Here is a 17669-nt window from a genome sequence, read left to right on the forward strand (position 1 = left end):
ATTAAGTCCCAGTCTGGCGCTCATGACCAGGGAAACTGAACAGACGCCCCAGCCGGCGAACGACCTCGTAGCACGGCTCGACGCCGCCGACCGACTGCCGGGCGCCGAGCTACTGAGGGCTCTCTCCTATGACTTGCTCGGCGCCGAACCCGGAACGTCCGTGGTGGACGTGGGCTGTGGCGCCGGACGGGCCGTGGCGGAACTGGCCGAACGGGGCGTGAAGGCCGTCGGTGTGGACCCGAGCGAGCGGATGATCGCCGTCGCCCGTGGTCGGTGGCCCGAGGCGGACTTCCGGATCGCGGGAGCGTACGAGCTGCCGCTGCCGGACGCCTCGGTGGACGGTTACCGAGCCGACAAGGTCTTCCACGAACTGGACGAGCCGGAGCGGGCGTTGGCGGAGGCCCACAGGGTTCTTGCGCCTGGAGGGCGGATCCTGCTGGTCGGCCAGGACTGGGACGCCTTCGTCATCGACTCCGACGATCCGGCCCTCACCCGCACCATCGTGCACGCCCGCGCCGACCTGACCGCCGACCCGCGTGCTGCTCGCCGATACCGCAACCTGCTACTGAACAGCCGCTTCAGCGATGTGACGGTCGAGGTGCACACAGGCGTGTTCACCGGATCGGCGATGTTGCTCTTGCTCACCGGACTGGCCGAAGCAGCCTGCTCCACCGGCGCCATTACGCGCGAGCAGACGGACAACTGGATCGCCGAGCAGCGTGCGCGGGCCGAGGCCGACCGCCTCTTCCTGGCACTGCCGATGTTCGTGGCAGCGGCGACCGCACCACAGTGAGGCAGCGATCACCTGACCAGGCGTGGGCCGGAGCCGCGCGTCCAGGCCCGCCCCACCGCAGGACAGCCACCGCAGCGTAACGAGTCGGACCTCATCTTTCGATACACGCCCCAGTCGTGATGGGGCGATCGCGTATGACGCGGACAGGGAAATGCGTGTGAGTTTTCTCCGGGCTGGGGGCGGCTGGGCTGCTGGCCGTCGGTCTGGCCCTGGCGGGTCCGTCGGGCACCGCGTACGCCGGACCGGCACAAGTCCTCGGCACCAAGGGCGAGCAGGTCATAGCCTGCGACGAAACCGGCTTCTGGGACACCGTCAAGCTCCGGGGCCGCAATGTCAGAGGCCAATCGCAGACCGCACCGCTCAAGCGGCTCGATGACGGCGCAGGCTGTCACAGCTTCGCCGGCGCGTGGTGGAACGGCACTGTCACCTTGACGTGGGTCAAGGACGGCAGCGGCAGGCGGGGCGAGTCCACCTGCGAAACATCGGCTGATGCCGACGGTCCCAATTGGCAGGCGTGCTACTACGAGCCGCGCCTGTCGGTTCGCTGAACACTGTTCGGCACGGTTCCCTCGGGGTGCGGACACCGTCGCGCCCCGAGGGGCTGGCCTTGCAACTCTTGGCGGGTGCGGGTCAGCTGCGCGGGCCGGGCCGGGGCTCTTCGGAGGGCGAAGGCACCGGGCAGGTGCCGAGCATCCGCACCGTGCCCGGCCTTAGGACTTGTGAGGTCGCATGTTGAGGTGTCGCGTATTCCCCGATGAGGTCGTTCCTGCCATCACTGTGTGTGGTCGTCGGAGCCCCAGAAGCCGCTCTGGCGGCGGAGGTCGACGAAATCCTCTTCTCGCGGTACCGCGACGCGGACCTGGAGACCGAGGCAGGGGCGCGGGTAGCCATTGCCTCGTTCGAGTACGACGGCTTTACCAACACCCCCGACTTCCCGCTCGAGCACTTCGGCATGGCGGCGGTGCCAGGCTCCTCAAGCCAGGTCTGCGCGCAGCCGCTCGATCGCCTGTTCAAACCACGGACGCGGGAAGCTGGGGCCTGCGGCTCCGGGCCCCCAACGGTCAGGAGTACCAGTCGGCCTCCGTCGGCCGCGCCCGCCGAGGCACCTCCCGGGCGGGCATGGGCCTGCGTTCGCCACCCGCGAGCAGGGTGCTTGCCGGATCACCGCCGAGAACGCCCGGAAGCGACACCTCGACCTCGATGCCGCGAGGCGGGTTGGTGGGCAGGATTGTGGTCATCACCGTCGTCTGGGCGTGATGGCCATGGGCGCGGGCGGCGGCGACCTGCTTCCCGTCCACGAGGAGCTCCAGCTCCCGCGTCCCGCCCATCCGCAGGCCCACGGTGACCGAGCAGCCGGCATGCTCGCAATGAAAGTGATACTCGCGACCCATGATCGCCTCCCTCAAGCGCCCGGCGACGAAGCCCCTTCCTCCCATCGTGGCACTGGGTGGTGACTGCGTCAGCCCGGCACCGCCACCTGAAGCGTCAAGGCCGGCACTCTGATCCTCACCCGCCACGCCACCTCTCCTGTGCCGGGTCGACCTCTGGGCAGCTGGTAAGTGGCTGACCTGCGACGACGATGTGGTGTACGTCCCCCGGTTCCGCCGCGATGTGCGGGATTTTCGATGTCGCGGGCGTCAGCGGCCTGCTGATGGATCGTGATCGCCAGGGCCTCGACCGCGTCCGAGCGACCGGACCCCTTGTAGACGGCGTGGGACTGGAAGAGCAGGACGACATGGTCGCTGACGCCGTCGGCGAACAACGCGAAAGCGTCCTCGGCTTCCATGCCCGAGCGCAGCCGATCCGCAAGTGTCCGCACACCTGCCCGTGGTGCCCATCGCCAATGAGATCCTGGACCTCTGGGATCGGCCACAGATCATTCGGACACTCCTCGAGCGAGACCTCGGCCTCCCGGCATGGCCGGCAGGCCGCCACAAGACAAGGCCCTCCGATTCCCAGTCGGAATCGCGCGCTGTAGTTGGACAGGCTCAGAAGTCGCCCCAGAGGGCGGCGAGGGGCGATCAGCCAGAGCGCGGCCCCTGCCGCACCGGCAAGGGCCTGCGCCGTTGGCGAGCCGACCAGATTCGCTGTCCCGCCTGTCGGTCCTTCGGCAGCCCCGCACCCCCATACCCCGTATGCGCGTTCGGTTAGGCTGGCCTTGCCTGGCATGCGGGCGTGCAGGTGGCAACCCATGGGACGAACGGGAAGAGGCAGGGCGCAGGTGAGAGACGGTGACCGGGCTTGCGCCCGCTGTGGCGGGATGCCCATACGGGTGATGGGCATCCCGGGTTCCGGCCATGGGCTCGGGACGAGGCGCCGTGGATAGGATCGCGCTCACGGCCGGAGCCCTGTATGCCATCGTCCTGCTCCGCGCCGGAGGAACGTTCGCCGTCGGGTGGCTCGCCGGCGCCGGTGCCCGGCGCAGCAGGTTCGCCGGGCGGATCTCCTCGGCGAAGTTCCGGCGCGCCGAGCGGGCGATCCAGCGGTGGGGCGCGCCGGTGGTGGCCGTCTCCTTCCTGACCGTCGGTTTCCAGACCGCCGCCAACTTCCTCGCGGGCAGCATGCGCATGCCGTTGCCGCGTTACCTCCCCGCCCTGTTCGTGGGCGGAGCGGCCTGGGCGCTGATCTACGCGACCGCGGGGCTCGGCATGCTCGAATTGCTGCAAAGGCTCTTCGCCGAGCGGACGGCCCTCGGGGTGGCCGCCGTGGCCGTCCTCCTCCTCGCGGTGTGCGGCGTGGTGGTGTACCGCAGAAGAAGGGCGGACCCGTCCTCTGGTGACACCGTGGCCGAGGAATCGTGAGCCCCTCTCGCAAGGGCGGGTGCCGCGGCCGGCGAGATGCATGCGCAGGCTCAGCCCTCCTCGGACGGGATCAGGGCGAAGCCTGACCTCTTCCGTCTCGTTCCGGACCTGCAGCAGGCTGACTGCTTGGCGCGCCGCGGGTGGGTGCCGCGGAGGCCGTCCGCGGGAGCGGTCGTATGAAGGCCGGCATGCGTGAAGAGGGCGGCCAGGGCCCGGCGCGCCGCGGATGCCGTTGACGCTGACGCGGGTGCGGAAACTGGGGTCGGACGCCGGCGCGACGATCGTCGGTCTGATGAGCGTCAACCACGAGCCGCCAGCTCGTCGCCCAGTGGCGCGATCGCCAGGCCGGTGATCAGCGCCACCAAATGCCTCGGGGCTTCCCCGTGCCGTCGGTGCAGGGACTGGTGCAAGAGGTCGAGACCGTCCTCGCCGACGGCGGCTTCGGTCGGCCAGGGGAGCGGCCTCGCCGCACAGGATCGCCCCGACGGCGTCCTCGCAGGTCCCCTCCGCGGCGATCCTGCAGGCCGAGACGTCGACCCGGTACAAACAGGTGCAGTCGGTACGACAACTTTCCGGAGGGTCGAACCGATCCCGCGACACCGGGACGCGGGCGTTGCACACCCGTGGATCGCATGAATTTTTTCATTCGCTTGCTTACTCGACGGTATATGCATTTACTACAGGTGCCCCCGCGGGATCGGACACGACGCCCGCGGGTCGACCCCTCCTCCTCGATCGACCTCCTGGGGTGCTCCAACGGAGCACTCCGCGCTTTGCCCGGGTGCCCCCGCGGCGGCTCCGGTCAACCCCTGGGCCGGAGTCGGCCGCACCCCTCCGAACAGGCTCCTTCCAAAGGCGACGACGATGTCCCACCACCGCCCCCCGGTCAGCGCCGACTGGCCGTACTCGGTCACGACCCCCGGCAACCGCGATTGGGAAAGCACGGCCGTGCGCTGGCTGCGTGACCTCCTGCCGGCCCGGTACGGCGGCTACACCACTCTCACGCGCCATCCCGTTCTTCTGGCCCGTCACGCCCAGCTGCAGATCGAGCACGAGATCCGTGCGGTGCGGGTGGCGATGCAGACCTGCCGTGCGGAGCTGCCCACCCTGGGCGTGTCCGACCCCACGATCGAGAGCACGATCAGGCTGTACGCCGTGGAACTGGAGCAGCTGAGCCGCCTGGCCCGGGGTGTACGCCTCATCACGGAGGCGCTCCTCGCGAGCGACCAGGCCGCTCGGCGACGAGCGCGGGTCTGAAAGGTCCTGCCAGACGCGGCGGGCTCTCGCACGTCACGTCGCGGTCAGGCCCTGCCGCCCGGGTCCTCGGTCCGGAAGTCGAGGTTCGCAGGAACAGGCAGTCGCAATCGCCGTCAACGTCCAGCCCCGCTCGTTCACAAGTGGCGTTGCACCGCCCCAGACCGTCCTGGTTCCGAGGCCGGTCGTCGAGTTCGGAGGCTGAGGTGAGGCGTTCGCGGCCGCGGAACGGTCGGCGAGGTACCGAGTGCCTCTCGGCGCTCGGTCACAAGTCAGGTTCTGATGAAGCATTCCTGCATCTTTGGCCGGGCGTCTGTACCACGTGACTCGGACGTCCCCTTCAGCCGAGCCGGGCTGACGTCCGCACCGTGCCGCGGGCCTCGTACTCCAGCATGGTCTCCAGGTCCGTGGCCGTCTGGGAGCCGAGTTCGCGGCGGGTGAGCCAGAGGGCGAGTTCGAGGCCGGAGGTGATGCCGCCGGCGGTGACGAGGTCGCCGTCGTCGACGACGCGGGCGCTCTTCACCATGCCGCCCTGGCGTTGGAGGTCGGGCTTGGCCTTGTGGTGGGTGGTGCAGGGGCGGTTGGTGGTGATGCCGGCGGCGGAGAGGAGCATGACGCCGGTGCAGAGGGCGCTGATGGTGAGGCCGGGGCGGACGGCGGCCGCGAGGGCTCGGGGCAGGGTGCCGCGGTCGATCTCGGTCCAGACGCCGGGGCGGTCACGGCGGGCGTAGCCGCCGCCGGGGACGACGAGCACGTCCGCCTCGCCCGGGGCCCAGGGGCGGATGCCGCGGACCACCGTGCCGTAGGCGGCGGTGACGCTGCGGGCACCGGAGGCCGACACGTAACGGACCTCGACAGGGCGCGAGGTGAAGAACCCGGCGGCGGAGAAGACCTCGTAAGGGGCGGCGAAGTCCAGTTCCTCGACGCCGTCGAACATCACCACGTGTACGCGCAGCGGCTCGGTCGGCTCGGCGGCGGACGCAGGGACGCCGGCGGCGGTGCCCGCGAGCGCGCCTGTGGCGCCGAGGGCGGTGCCGGCGCGGAGTAACTGCCTGCGGTTCATGTGGTGCTCCTGATTCCGGGTTGACGACGGTGAGGTGGTCGGGCTGCGGTGCCCTCCGGTTCCCGCCGGGGCCGCGGGAACTCGGTGTCACTCCCGTCCGACTCCCTTACCGCACCGGCACAACAGCGGCGAGAGGCGGACGATGGGCGGACTGGACATACACATGTGCGGGGTTACCTGTCGGCATGGCCGCAACGAAGCCGTGGTGGGTGTGGATCTGGAGATCGCCGCCGGTGAGCGAGTCGCGCTGACGGGGACGAACGGTTCCGGGAAAACGACACTGCTGCGCGCGGTCCTCGGGCTGCACCGGCACACGAGCGGCACCATCGACGTCGGGGGGCGCGCGGCATCCTCGGCCGCCGAGTGGGCCTGGAGGAGCCGGCGTTGCGCCTGGATCCCCCAGAAACCGGCCGCCGGTCGCTTCCCCCTGCGCGGTGACGAACTCCTGGCCAGCAGTGGCGCTCCGGCCGAGGCGGCCGGGGCCGCGGAACGTCTTGGTGTCGGTGCGTTGACCTCACGGCCCGTGGACACGCTGTCCGGCGGGCAGTTGCAGCGCATATATCTGGCGCGGGCGATCGGCTGCGTGGCAGCGGGCGCGCAGGTGCTGCTGGCCGACGAGCCGACCGCCGCGCTCGACTTCGAGGGGCAGGATGAGGCTGCCGATGTGCTGACCGCGCTGCCGGTCACGCTCGTCGTCGTGACCCACGACCGGGCGCTCGCGGAACGGTGCGACCGTGTCCTGGAGATGGCCGCCGGCCGGCTGCGGGAGGTGCGGTGAGCACGCTCGCGGCTGCCGATCTCGGCGCGGTGCTGCAGCTCGTACCCGTGCAGCGGGCGGGGGTGGCTCTGCTCCTGGCGGCCGTGGGGTTGCCGGTGATCGGGGTCGTCATCGTCGGGCTCGACATCATGCCTGTGCGGTTCGCGATGATGCACGTGGCGCTCCTGGGCATCGCGATCGGGCTGCTGACCGGGCTGGATCCGATGCTGTGCGCGCTGGTGGCCTGCGCCCTGTCGGGTGCGGGGGTCGCCCCGCTGGCTCGGACGCCGGACGGCCTGTCGGGGGCGATGGGGCTGCTGATGAGCCTGGCCATTGCCGCGGCTCTCCTCGTCCTCGCGGTCTCCGGCGTCAACGCGTCGGGAGCCTTCGCCCTGCTCTGGGGGTCGATCCTCTCGGTCGGCACCGCCGACCTCGTGGTCCTCGCCGCCCTCGCCGTCGTCGTACCGTCCCTCTTCTGGTGGCGGCGCCGGGAGGTGGCACTGCTGCTGTACGACCGCGAGCTGGCCCAGTGCTCGGGCGTGCCGGTCCGCTTGCTCACCACCGCGCTTCTCGTACTGGTCGCGGTGGCGGTCGCAGGGGCGATCAAGCTGACCGGCGCGCTCCTGGTCGACGCACTGACTCTGCTGCCGGCCCTGGCGGCACGCCGTCTGGGCCGCTCGCTGTGGTCGATCACCCTGTGGGCGGTCGGCATCGGCGTCGCGGTCAATCTCTCGGGCTTCCTTCTGGCCCTGTGGCTGGACTGGCCTCCCGGCCCGGTCCTCGTCCTGACGGCGGGGGCTGTCGTCCTCGCCGCGCACCTCATCCCCGAACGGAGAATCAGCTCATGGCGCGCACCCGCGTCCGTACCGCCCGCATCGCTTCCCTCATCGCACTGAGCACGGCCCTACCGCTTCTCACCGGGTGCGGAGACGAGGGAGCCTCCTCCGGTACCGATCACAAGGCGGCGGGCCGCAAGCCGGTGGTGGTCGCGACGACCACCTGGGAGGGCGCCTTCGCCAAGGCCGCCGGGGCCGAGGACGTCACCGTCATCGTGCCGCAGTCGGTGCACCACGCCCCCGACTACGACCCGAAGCCCTCGGACCTGGCAGCCGTCGCGAAGGCCGACTTCGTGCTGTACGCGCCGTTCGAGCCGTACGCTGCGAAGATCAAGGACGCGGCGGGCTCGAAGGCCAAGCTGATCGAGGTGAACCTCGACAACGACCCGGCCAAGGCCGGCGCCGAAGTCACGCGCCTGGGCGATCTCTTCGGCACGAAGGACGCCGCCTCCCGGTGGAAGACCCGCCTCGACACCGAGGTCACGAAGCTGAACGGAGAGCTCAAGGGCGCCTGGCCCGGTGGGAAGAGCCCTGCCGTCGTCACCCAGGTCTTCACCGCCTGGGCGGCCGGTCTCGCGGGCGCCACGACGGTCGGTACGTACGGCCCCGAGCCGGTCACCCCCGCGCAGCTCGCCTCCCTCTCGGCGAAGAAGCCCGCGTACGTACTCGACAACGCGCACATGTCGACGGGCACGGTGCTGCCGGATTCGGGCGGGAAGCAGGTCAGGATCGTCAACTACCCAGGGGAGGACCTGGACCTGCTGGCGGTGTATCGCAACGCGGCGGCCGAGCTGAAGAAGGCCATGGACGGGGCCTGATCCCGCGACGAGCGGAGGGGGAGGACCGTTGCCGCCGGCTCTCCCCCTCTCTCATATCGTCATGCCGTCGTGCCGTCATGCCTGGACGAGGGTGGCCCCCTGCTGCTCGACGATCCGGCGCCGGAGAGCTGCGCGGTCGGGTTTGCCAGCGGCCGTGAGGGGCAGCTCGGGCAGGACGAGGAGCCGTTCGGGGTGCTTGTGCAGGTCGAGGCCGCACTCGGCCAGGTGCGTGCCGAGTTCGGTCAGGGTCAAGATCTCCGTGCCTCTCGTCACCAGGCAGGCGGCCAGTCGCTCCCCCATCAGCGGGTCCGGCATGCCTACGCAGACCGCGTCACGGACCCGTGGGTGGGAGACGAGTCCGCGCTCGACCTCGGCAGTGCTGATGTTGACGCCACCGCGTATCACGACGTCCTTGAGGCGGCCGACGACGTGCAGGACGCCTTCGTCGTCGAGGAAGCCGAGGTCGCCGGTCCGGACCCAGCCCTCGGGCGTGCGGTAGCGGCTGTCGAGGTCCGGGGAGGCCACGTAGCAGAGGGGTGTCATCGGGCCGCGCGAGACGATCTCGCCGATCGACCCGTCGGGTAGCGGTTCATGGGTGTCGGGGTCGGCGATGCGGATTTCGGCGACCTTGGGGTCGGGCTTGCCCGCGACGACGCCCGCGCGGTCGGTGGGTGGCACGGTGTGCTGGAGTCCGGTGTGGCAGTTGACGCCGTCGGCCGATCCGTACAAGTTCACGACGGGGCAACCGAACGCGTCGGCCGCCGCCTTGGCGGTGGCCTCGTCGAGGGGAGCGCCCCCCAGGACGAGCGCGGTGGGGGCAGGCAGGGGGTCGTCCGTCTTCTCCAGGGCCTCCAGCATCATGCGGATCATGGTGGGGACGCCGAGGATGTGGGTGGGCTCGTGTTCTCGTATGGCGGCGAGCGCGGCCTCGGGGGTGAAGTGGTCGAGCATGACGAGGGTGCCGCCGTGGCGGGCGAGCGTGACGGCCGTGCCGTTCGATCCGAAGGCCGAGGCCAGGGGGACGAGGAAGAGGCAGCGGGGCGGGGTGCCGTCGGGCATGAGGGAGGCGAAGAAATTCCCGCGTCCGCCGGCCAGGGCGTTGTGGGAGTAGGCGACCATCTTGGGCTCCGCCTCCGACCCGGAGGAGACGAGGATGCGCGCGGCGCTGTCGGGGTCGGGGCGGGCCGGGACGAATCCAGTGGGGTCGGTGCGGAGCAGCTGAGCGAGAGGAATCGTTCCTTCGGGTGCGGTGCCGCGGCCTGCGGCGATCACGTACCGCAGGGTGGGCAAGGCCGGTGCGAGCGCGAGGAGGTCGGAGGCGTGTGTCCGGCCTCGGTGGTCCGTTGCCGCGATCACCGCCGCGGCCTCGGACCGGCGCAGCAGGCATTCGGCTTCGACGGCGCCGCGGCCGACCGGGAAGGGAAGAGCCACCGCCCCGAGGGCGGCGAGGGCCAGGTCCGTGACGACAGCGTCGCGGTCGTTGGGGAGTTGGACGGCGACGACGTCCCCCGCGCCGATGCCGAGGTCACGCAGCCCCTGGGCCAGACATCGGACCTTGCGGTCGAGAGCTGTGTAACAGAGCTTGCCCTTGGCGTCGAGGACGGCGGTGTGGTGCAGGTCGGCGATCTGCCGGGCCCGGAACAGGCTGTAGAGGTCGAGGTCGGGGCAGGTCCCGTCCACCACCCAGGAGCGGCGGAGCTCGGCGGGCAGCAGGTCGGTCAGGGTGACGGTCACGCGAGGCTCCAGGGGTCGGGAACGGCGGGGGCACCGTGCGCGTCCCGGCTGATCGAGCCGGACAGGCGCGGGTCGTGGTGGAGGGTGGACAGGTCGGTGGTGACGGCGGTGGCCGTCAGGCCGTGGGTGCGCAGCTGGTCCAGGGCGTCCTCGGTGCACATCCCTGTGACGTCGTATGCGGAGGCGGCCGTCGCGCAGGCGTCGCTCGGGGCGATCCAGCCGTCGGTGGTACGCAGCGGGTGCCGGAACCCGGCGGGGCGGCGAGGGTCGGTTCCGGTGGCGGCCTGGTGCAGGTCGGGGGCGAGGAGGGTGTCGGCCGCGCCGAGCAGGGACGAGTCGACGCGTACGCCGTGGCCTGTGCGTTCGCGCAGGAGGAGGCCGGCGAGGACCGCTTCGGTGCCGTGCAGGCCGCCCAGGATGTCGAGGAGTGTCATGAGGGACGGTGCGGGCGGTTCGCCGGCTGGGTGGACGGCCTCCCCCACGCCGGTGCGGGCCTGCACCATGAAGTCGGTGCCCATGGGGGCGTGGTCGAGCCGGTCGGCCCAGCCGCCGGTGTAGGCGTATACGAGGGCAGGGTTCACGACGGCCAGGTGTTCGGCGTCCAGCTGAAGCTCGGCGGCCTTGCCCGGGGCCCAGTTGTGCAGGAAGACGTCGGCGTCCGAGGCTAGTTCACGCAGGCGGCTTCGGTCGCCGGACGACTTGATGTCGATCTCCACGGCTTCTTTGCCGCGGTTGAGTGCGAGCCATCGGGCGGAGATGCCGTCGCAGGCGGGCGGCATTCCTCGGAGCGGGTCGCCGCCCGGCGGCTCTATGCGGATCACCCGGGCCCCAAGGAGGCCCAACAGGTGCGCCGCGAGCGGTGCTTGGATGCGGCGGCCCGCTTCCAGGACGGTCAGCCCGGCCAGCGGACGGTCGGGCTCAGGGGCAGGGGCTGTTGCCTTGTGGCCCGAGCCCAGCGCTTGCAGGGTCCAGGGGTCTGCGCCGTCGTCCTCTCCGGCACGCTCCGCGAGCGTACGCAGTCGGCACACCTCGGCCCCCGACAGCCCGGCAGCGTGTCGGATCCGCTCCCACGTGTGGCACTGGGTCACCTCGTGCAGGTCGGCGGGGAAGGGCGCGCAGGCGGTGGCGTACCGGAACTGGAAGGGGCGCCAGCCCGCTCGTATCGCTTCGACGGGGGCGTCCAGAGCGCGCCAGAACGCCGCCCAGTCTCCGGGGTCCAACGTCTCCAGCTCGAAGAGGACGCCGTCGGCGGAGGTGAACGGCGGCCCGCCGGGGGCGGGTTCGACGGCTTCCGGCTCGTCGGCCCCGGCGGCGGCGAGGTACTGGGAGACGGTGAGCAGACCGGTACGGTCGGCCGTTGTGGTCGTGTGTGCCGCCGGGCCGCCTCGGGCCTGGCCGATGAGCCCGGCGAGCAGTGCCTGGACCGTCAGCACGCCGGTGGCTGTGGCCAGGTAGTCGACGCCCAGGCCGCGGGGGGCTCCGTGGCGGCGGCCGTGCACGGCCATCACACCGGTGGCGGCCTGGGCGGTGGCCTCGTCCTCGATCCCGGAGCCGCTCACGCCCCAGGCGGTGTCGGCCGTGACAGGCGTGAAGCCGCCGCCGTCGAGGGCGATCTCCCCCGCGCCCCCGTCGTGAGCCTTCGCCCCGAGCCGCCGCAGGTGGTCGGAGACGACACGGGTCAGAGCCGCAGGGCCGCCGATGTCGAAACGCAGTGCGTCGAGCGGTCGGGCTGTGTCGAGCGGGCGGCGGACCGCGGTGTGCACGGTCGCTGGTGACGCCATGCCTCTCCTCTCCTGGCGCGGCGGTGGAGGCCGACGCGCGGTGACTGTCACGGTGACGGGAACTGGGGAGCGGGTAGGCCCGACCACTTCCTCGGGCAGGCAGTCGGACGGGTGTTCTGTCGAGTTCCCGAGATGGAGGAAAACTGTGACGGATCATGATGTAACGGATGCCGACCTGCTGCGGAAGCGGGTGTCCGCGTTCGTCCGCGACCGCGTGTTCCCCTGCGAGCCGGAGCTCGACGCCGGTGGACCTGTCGCCAGGGGCGTTCGTGCGCGGCTGCGCGTGGAGGCGCGCGAGGCCGGGCTGTGGGCGCTTCCGCTGCCGTCCGGACTCGGTGGCGGGGGCATGGCGTGGAGCGCGTACGCGTCGCTCGCCGAGGCCGAGGGCGCGAGCGACCACGGGCCGGCCGCTCTGGGGTCGGCGTCTCTGCTCGACGTGACCATGCTGTCCCGGCACGGATCGGAGCGCGTGCGCTCGGCGTATCTGCGGCGCCTGGTCTCCGGTGACCTCCGTACCTGTTACGCGATGACGGAGCCGGACACGCCCGGCACCGAGCCCGCGCTGACCGCGACGCGGGCGGAGCGGAGGCCCAACGGCGGCTGGAGCATCAAGGGCCGGAAATGGTTCGTATCGCATGCCGGAGACGCGGATCTGGTGACCGTGCTCGCCCGCACGAGCGGATCGGCCGGGGACCGCGACGGCTTGTCCCTGTTCCTCGTACCCACCGCCTCGCCCGGCTTCCGGGTCGTACGCGAGTTGCCCGTTCTGGGCGCGACCGGGCAGTACGAGATCGACTTCGACCATGTCGCCGTTGCCGAGGACCATCTCGTCGGTGAAGCCGGACGGGCTCTCGCTGTCGCGGGCGAACGCCTCCAACTGGGACGGACCTTGCGGGCGTTGCGCTGGCTCGGGCAAGCCCAGCTGGCCTTCGACCTCATGTGCGAGCGCGCCACCGCGCGTCAGGGTGCGCGCGGCCCGCTCGCGGACCGCCAGCTCGTCCAGCAGCACATATTCGAGGCACTTCTGGCACTGCGGACGACACGGCCGCTCGTGTACGAGGCGATGGCCCTGGTCTCGGACGGGGGCGACGCTCATGTGGAGGTGGGCCTGGCGAAGACGGTGGCGGCACGAACGCTCCAGGATGTGGCGGACCGTGCTGTCCAGGTCTTCGGCGCTGCCGGTCTCGGCCCGGACACCCCGCTTCCCGCGCTCTTCCGCACGGGCCGGACCGCGCGGATCCTCGACGGGCCCGACGAGCAGCACGTCTCTTCGGTCGCCCGGCGCGTGCTGCGGAGCCGTCAGGGCTCCGCGGTCAAACCCGCCTGAGGTCGACACGTCCCAGGAGCGCGGAGAGGCCGAGGGCCAGGAAGAAGTCACCCCACACGAGTTCGTGCCGCACAGCGGTGCCGCTGTGCTCGTCGTAGCAGCCGTCGAGGAGCATGCCTGGCGGCCGGGAACCGCCCGGCCGGGTGAGGTGGGCGTGCGTGAGCCGGTGCAGGACGGCCTCCGCGCGGGCCGCGCACGCGGAGGCCCATGCCGCCCCGGGCACGCATGCGAGCTTGAGCAGGGCGACCGCCGCGATGGCGGCGGCGGAGCTGTCCAGGGGACCGCCGGGGTGGCGGATTCCGGCGGGCGGGACGAGCGGCCCCGTGAGGAACTCACCGCAGTCGAGGAGCCGTTCGGCGGATTCGGCCAGCCCGGTCGTGTTCACTAAGCCCCGGTCCGTACGCGGGGATGTGATGGGCACGTGCAGGAAGGCGTCCGCGACGGCCAGGAGGAGCCACGCCTCGCCCCGCGCCCAGCCAGGCGCCGGGTCCGGTTCGGCCACCCAGCCCCTCCCCTGGGCCCAGTGCCATGCCGGACGGGGCCGCGAGGTGTCTTCGTGGTGCAGGCACAAGTCCAGGTGACGGTGCAGGTGCGCGGCAGCCGCCTCCTGTCCCTCGGGCCCCGCGGACGCCAGCAGGGGCACGAGGCCCGGAACGCCGTCGGCACGCGCCCGCAGCCGTGACCCGCCGAGTGCCGCACCCCAGGGAACCAGACCGAGATGCGGGTCCCCCGCGTCGAGTGCGGAGTTCGCCGCATGCTCGCGCAGGTCGTCCGCCGTCTCGTTCCCGGTGGCGAGGGCCGTGCCGTACCAAACGATCAGGCCACGCGTCGCGGTGTCCGCATCGGCCCAGGGGGCGAGGCGAGCGGTGACGGCTTCGGCCGTCGTGCGGTCCGCGTCGCTGCCGGTGTGCCGGGCCCGGAGCCAGAGGAGCCCCGCCCAGAAGCCACCGGTCCACGATCCTCGCCCCGTGGTCTTCCACCGGCCGTCCGCCGGATCCGCGTACAGGGGAAAACGGGCGCCCACCTGCTCGGTGGTCCGACCAACGCGCTGGAGCAGAAGGCCGAGGGCGTCCTCGGCCCATCGCAGTGTGGTCACGCCGAAGCACCCGTTCTCGTACGGCGGTCCCGCAGAGCCCACGCGAAGGCGACGCCACCCGCGACGGCGAACTCCACGGCGACCAGGATCCAGCCTTCGCCGTACCGGCCGCGCTCCGCGAGCAGTCCGAACAGCGGCGGTCCCACGGCGAAACCGGCGAAGAACCCGGCGGCGACCAGAGCGGAGTCCTGCCCGGCCCTGCCGGGCGCGGAGCTCTGCATCACCAGCACCATCGAGACCGCGTTGCCGGACACGGCGAACACCCCCACCGCGACGGCCGCCACCCATGCGAGGGGCGCGACGTGTTCGGCCGCGGCCAGGAGTACGGCCGATCCGACGGCCCCGCTCGCGAGCAGGCCAGGCAACCACTGCGCCCGCCCGGGCGTGGCTGCCCGGGACCAGCCGACGCGGCCGGCGATCCCGGCGATGCCGAGGACCGCGACCAGCGAGCCAGCCAACGTCGGCCCCATGTCGAGGCGTTGGGTGCCGAACAGGGCCAGGTAGGTGTTGACGGAGGCGATGCCCGCGCCCAGGAAGAGCGAGAAGGCCGCCAGCCAGGGCACGGGGCTGTCGGGACCGGACGGTATCCGGACGGCGGCGCCCTTCGGGGGCGCGTCGGCCGGCAACGCTCGCCAGGCCCACAGGGCCGCGAGCAGCGCCGCTCCGGCGGCCACCCACACCGCGCCGCGCCATCCGAGGAACCCCGCTGCCGCGGCGAGCGGCAGGCCGGCCGCGAAAGCGCCCAGCTGGACCCCGGACTGCTTCGCACCGGTCACCGCACCCCGCTTCCGTGCCGGGACCGCGGCCAGGATCGCCTTGTTCGTCGCCGGGTTGGCGAGCGCCTGCGGCAGGCCTCCGAGCGCGACGGCCGCAAGGAGCAAGCCGGGCCCAGGGGCCGCGCCGATCAGGGCGAGCGCCACCGCCGACACCACGAGCAGCGCCACGAGGGCGCGCCGGGGTCCGGTCCGGTCCACGATCCGGCCACCGACAGGTGAGAGGGCGGATGCCGTGCCGAACCCCACCGTGGTGGTCAAGCCAAGGAGCGTCGCCGACACGCCGAGCCCGTCGACGAGGCGCGGACCAAGTGCTCCGATCAGGAAGAGCTGCATCATCGAGAAAGCCATGGCCGTCGTCAGCAGCGCGGTCAGCCCTCGCACCGCGCCGCGGCCGGCATGGGCCTCGGCCGATGCGCCCGTACCTGCGGTCCTCACGTGATGCCCCTCCCCGCGCGACGCCCGGGCCGTCCGTCGTCCTCGAGAAGTCGTCTCAACCGGGCCGGAAGTTCCGGAAGTTCCCCAGGCAGTCTTGTGGGACGCGCCACAGTCACGTAGTCATGTCCCGACCAGTCGAGGGGGCGGGCCCTCAGGACAGCCGTCCCCGCCCTCATGCCTCCGGAGAGGGGTGCAAGGATGGGCGCGCCATGACACCAGGCCGATGTTCGCGAGGAGCGCGGGCCGCGACGTTCGCGGCCGTCTGTGTGCTGCTCGCGGCCACCGGCCACATCCTGATGTCGGGGCGGGCCGTGCCCGGTTGGACGTTGTCCCTCGCTTTCGTGGGGACCGTGTCCTTAGCCTGGATCCTCGCGGGCCGCGAGCGCGGTCTCTTCGCCGTCACCGTGGCCACCATCGCCGTTCAAAGCGTGCTGCACCGGGCATTCTCCTGGTCCCAGCCGGACAGCGGCCCTCCAGCGAACGCGCCGCATGCGGCGATGGATCACGCGCACATGGACCACTCGGCAATGGACCACTCGGCCATGGGTCACTCAGCCGTGAGTCACCCGGTCACGGGTCACTCGGTCATTGACCACTCGATCATGGGCCACTCGGCCACGGGTCTGGAGATCGTCTCGCAGGCCGGCACGGCAATCGCCGAGGCGCCCGCCGCGCACGACATGACGGGCATGTCCTCGTCCTTCGGAATGCTGTCGGCGCACCTGCTCGCCGCGCTCCTGAGCGGCCTGTGGATGGCCTACGGCGAGCAGGCCGCGTTCCGTCTGCTGCGGGCCCTGCCGCTCGGGCTGTTCCGGCCGCTGCGCCTCCTGATCGCCGCCGTCGTTCCCGTGGGACTGGACCGACCTCTCCTCCGGACCTTTCGCGCCGGTGACGAGCGCGCTCCCCGGCGGCTCCTCCTTGCCCATTCCGTCATCTCCCGGGGTCCCCCGCAGGCACTCGCTGTCCTCTGACAGCCGGCTCCCCGAGCTCGACGGCACAGATCCGTCGCTCGGGCATCGGCCATGCCGTTCCGGCAGGCCGTACCAGCTCACCGGCGCCGCCGTACGAGCGGCACCGGACTCCCCCTGCCTCGTAAGGACTTGTGGCGATGACTCCTGCCCCCCACGCCCTCCACCAGGGACCGACGAAAGCGTCCCGCTCCGCGCATGCGCCCGACGCCGACACCGACGCGGCGACGACCCTGCTCGCCCTGGCGGCCCGGGACGGCGACCCGGTCAAGGCCGATCTCTTCGTGCGCGCCCTGCACCGCGACGTCTGGCGGTACGTGGCCTACCTCAGCGCCGACCGCCAGGCGGCCGACGACCTCACCCAGGAGGTCTTCCTCCGCGCGCTCGCCGCGCTGCCCCGGTTCCAGGGGCGTTCCTCGGCCCGTACCTGGCTGCTGTCCATAGCCCGCAGGACCGTGGTCGACAGCCTGCGGCATGCGGCCGCCCGGCCCCGCCTGTCCGACCGCGACGACTGGCAGACGCAGGCCGAACACACCCAGCCACGTGGGCTTCCCGGTTTCGAGGACGGCATCGCACTGGCCGAACTCCTGGCCGCCATCCCGGCCGAGCGGAAGGAGGCCTTCGTCCTCACCCAACTCCTGGGCCTGCCCTACGCCGAGGCCGCCGCGGCCATCGGCTGTCCCATCGGCACCGTCCGCTCACGCGTCGCCCGGGCCCGGGCCTCACTGACCGCCCTGCTGCGCGGAGATGAGGACCCGGTGGCGCAGCCGGCACCCGCCTCGCACGGCAGCCTGCCGGCACACAAGCGGTTCACACGGGCGCCCGCCCTCGCCTGACCTCACGCGTCACATCCGCGCGGCGGGGCAGGGATCGCGAACAACCGCGGTCCCTGCCCCGGCCCGCTCAAGTACGGCGGAACCGAACCGCCCGACCGTACGACTCCTCCTGAGGGGCGGCCCGCCGCCACCTGGTCCGTACGACATGTCATGGAGAGACGGCCGATGGACAGGCCCCAAGAATCCTCGTCTCGTACGGGAAGGGCGGTCCGAAGGATCTCGCCGCCCGTTGCGTTGGCGGGCTTCCTCCTGCTGCTCGCTTTGGTCTTCATGGGGTCGTACGCGCTCGGATCTGTCGTGGGGGGGCGCGGCGCCCCCCCAGCACACGCCGGCAGCAGCCCCACGCCCCCACACCAACACCCACCAAGCGGGCCCCCCCGGCCGCCCCCCCCCC

General features: G+C 71.8%; 16 protein-coding genes. 9 read left to right on the forward strand and 7 right to left on the reverse strand.

Annotation, left to right across the window (positions count from 1 at the left end; translation table 11 throughout):
- Window positions 1-22: 22 nt before the first annotated feature.
- Window positions 23-793, forward strand: a complete 771-nt coding sequence (locus ACFVZW_RS06440) for a methyltransferase domain-containing protein (protein WP_384517555.1) — start codon at window positions 23-25, stop codon at window positions 791-793.
- 1061 nt (window positions 794-1854) lie between these two features.
- Here ACFVZW_RS06440 and ACFVZW_RS06445 read toward each other — a convergent pair.
- Window positions 1855-2184 carry a hypothetical protein gene (locus tag ACFVZW_RS06445; protein ID WP_384517558.1) on the reverse strand — a complete coding sequence of 110 codons (330 nt, stop codon included), beginning with the start codon at window positions 2182-2184 and terminating at the stop codon, window positions 1855-1857.
- 68 nt (window positions 2185-2252) lie between these two features.
- A complete protein-coding gene (locus ACFVZW_RS06450) occupies window positions 2253-2579 on the reverse strand; it encodes a hypothetical protein (protein ID WP_384517560.1) in 327 nt (108 codons plus the stop codon).
- A gap of 532 nt (window positions 2580-3111) precedes the next feature.
- Between ACFVZW_RS06450 and ACFVZW_RS06455 the strand changes: the two genes are divergently transcribed.
- A complete protein-coding gene (locus ACFVZW_RS06455) occupies window positions 3112-3594 on the forward strand; it encodes a DedA family protein (RefSeq protein WP_384517563.1) in 483 nt (160 codons plus the stop codon).
- Between the two features lie 864 nt (window positions 3595-4458).
- Complete coding sequence (locus ACFVZW_RS06460) at window positions 4459-4851, forward strand: hypothetical protein (RefSeq protein ID WP_384517566.1); 393 nt, start codon at window positions 4459-4461, stop codon at window positions 4849-4851.
- A 337-nt stretch (window positions 4852-5188) separates the two neighbouring features.
- On the opposite strand, the gene ACFVZW_RS06465 is transcribed toward ACFVZW_RS06460, so the two are convergent.
- Window positions 5189-5911, reverse strand: coding sequence for a DJ-1/PfpI family protein (locus ACFVZW_RS06465; protein WP_384517569.1), 723 nt, complete (start codon window positions 5909-5911; stop codon window positions 5189-5191).
- A 142-nt stretch (window positions 5912-6053) separates the two neighbouring features.
- Here ACFVZW_RS06465 and ACFVZW_RS06470 point away from each other — a divergent pair, with 142 nt between their 5' ends.
- Genes ACFVZW_RS06470 through ACFVZW_RS06480 form a run of 3 tightly spaced genes read left to right on the forward strand, consistent with a single transcriptional unit; the run spans window position 6054 to window position 8322 of the window.
- On the forward strand, window positions 6054-6689 hold the full coding sequence (locus ACFVZW_RS06470; RefSeq protein WP_384517570.1) for a metal ABC transporter ATP-binding protein: 636 nt from the start codon (window positions 6054-6056) through the stop codon (window positions 6687-6689).
- On the forward strand, window positions 6686-7564 hold the full coding sequence (locus ACFVZW_RS06475; RefSeq protein WP_384517572.1) for a metal ABC transporter permease: 879 nt from the start codon (window positions 6686-6688) through the stop codon (window positions 7562-7564). Before ACFVZW_RS06470 ends, ACFVZW_RS06475 begins: the two co-directional genes overlap by 4 nt.
- Window positions 7513-8322 (forward strand): metal ABC transporter solute-binding protein, Zn/Mn family, encoded by an 810-nt coding sequence (locus tag ACFVZW_RS06480; RefSeq protein ID WP_384517574.1) that lies wholly within the window; start codon window positions 7513-7515, stop codon window positions 8320-8322. The genes ACFVZW_RS06475 and ACFVZW_RS06480 overlap by 52 nt, the downstream gene beginning before the upstream one ends.
- 75 nt (window positions 8323-8397) lie before the next feature.
- Here the strand turns inward: ACFVZW_RS06480 and ACFVZW_RS06485 are convergent, their stop codons facing one another.
- On the reverse strand, window positions 8398-10056 hold the full coding sequence (locus tag ACFVZW_RS06485) for a class I adenylate-forming enzyme family protein (protein ID WP_384517577.1): 1659 nt from the start codon (window positions 10054-10056) through the stop codon (window positions 8398-8400).
- Window positions 10053-11837, reverse strand: a complete 1785-nt coding sequence (locus ACFVZW_RS06490; RefSeq protein WP_384517579.1) for a CoA transferase — start codon at window positions 11835-11837, stop codon at window positions 10053-10055. Before ACFVZW_RS06490 ends, ACFVZW_RS06485 begins: the two co-directional genes overlap by 4 nt.
- A 145-nt stretch (window positions 11838-11982) precedes the next feature.
- Here ACFVZW_RS06490 and ACFVZW_RS06495 point away from each other — a divergent pair, with 145 nt between their 5' ends.
- Complete coding sequence (locus tag ACFVZW_RS06495) at window positions 11983-13164, forward strand: acyl-CoA dehydrogenase family protein (RefSeq protein ID WP_384517582.1); 1182 nt, start codon at window positions 11983-11985, stop codon at window positions 13162-13164.
- On the opposite strand, the gene ACFVZW_RS06500 is transcribed toward ACFVZW_RS06495, so the two are convergent.
- On the reverse strand, window positions 13151-14260 hold the full coding sequence (locus tag ACFVZW_RS06500) for a sugar ABC transporter permease (RefSeq protein WP_384517585.1): 1110 nt from the start codon (window positions 14258-14260) through the stop codon (window positions 13151-13153). The genes ACFVZW_RS06495 and ACFVZW_RS06500 overlap by 14 nt on opposite strands.
- Window positions 14257-15471, reverse strand: a complete 1215-nt coding sequence (locus ACFVZW_RS06505; RefSeq protein WP_384517588.1) for an MFS transporter — start codon at window positions 15469-15471, stop codon at window positions 14257-14259. The genes ACFVZW_RS06500 and ACFVZW_RS06505 overlap by 4 nt, the downstream gene beginning before the upstream one ends.
- Window positions 15472-15680: 209 nt before the next feature.
- Here ACFVZW_RS06505 and ACFVZW_RS06510 point away from each other — a divergent pair, with 209 nt between their 5' ends.
- Both ACFVZW_RS06510 and ACFVZW_RS06515 read left to right on the forward strand, forming a co-directional pair.
- On the forward strand, window positions 15681-16442 hold the full coding sequence (locus tag ACFVZW_RS06510; RefSeq protein WP_384517591.1) for a hypothetical protein: 762 nt from the start codon (window positions 15681-15683) through the stop codon (window positions 16440-16442).
- A 137-nt stretch (window positions 16443-16579) separates the two neighbouring features.
- Window positions 16580-17275, forward strand: a complete 696-nt coding sequence (locus ACFVZW_RS06515; protein WP_384517594.1) for a sigma-70 family RNA polymerase sigma factor — start codon at window positions 16580-16582, stop codon at window positions 17273-17275.
- The last annotated feature ends 394 nt before the right edge of the window (window positions 17276-17669 follow it).

Source organism: Streptomyces sp. NPDC059567 (genome assembly GCF_042735655.1).
Lineage (GTDB): Bacteria > Actinomycetota > Actinomycetes > Streptomycetales > Streptomycetaceae > Streptomyces.